Annotated in this window: 1 protein-coding gene; it reads right to left on the bottom strand. The window is 70.8% G+C overall.

Annotation, left to right across the window (positions count from 1 at the left end; all coding sequences use genetic code 11):
- The coding region (locus ACFWWU_RS37095; protein ID WP_384153572.1) for an aldo/keto reductase at positions 1 to 477 on the bottom strand (477 nt) is incomplete at its 3' end.
- Positions 478 to 572: the final 95 nt, after the last annotated feature.

Genomic DNA, 572 nt, shown 5'->3' with positions numbered 1-572 from the left:
GACCGTGCTCGAGGCGAGGAGCCGGTCGAGGTGCTCGGGTTCGAAGTTGGAGACGCCGATCGCCCGCACGCGTCCGTCGGCGTGCAGTCGTTCGAGCGCGCGCCACGTGTCGAGGTAGAGCCCGCGCTCCGGCGTGGGCCAGTGGATCAGCGAGAGGTCGAGCTGCTCGAGACCGAGCTTCGCGAGGCTGTCGTCGAACGCGCGCAGCGTCCGGTCGTAGCCCTGGTCGGAGTTCCAGACCTTCGTCGTGATGAAGAGCTCGTCGCGAGCGATGCCTGCGGCGGCGATGGCCCGGCCGACGCCCGACTCGTTGCCGTAGATCGCGGCGGTGTCGATGCTCCGGTAGCCGGCGTCGAGGGCGGCCGCGACCGCGGCGGTGGTCTCGTCGTCGGGCACCTGGTAGACGCCGAATCCGAGCTGCGGCATCCGCACGCCGTTGTTGAGGGTGACGGCGGGCACGGTGGTGAGGTCGGTCATGGTCTCGCTTTCAGATGGTGGTGGAGTCGAGTGCGGTCGGGGTCAGGCGGCGGAGGCCGCGGTGGAGGACGTGTCGAGGCGGGCGAGCCCCGAGG

This window comes from Streptomyces sp. NPDC058650 (genome assembly GCF_042717315.1).
Lineage (GTDB): Bacteria > Actinomycetota > Actinomycetes > Streptomycetales > Streptomycetaceae > Streptomyces.
The sequence above is the reverse complement of the archived record's forward strand: the minus strand, read 5'-3'. Positions and strand labels throughout refer to the sequence as shown.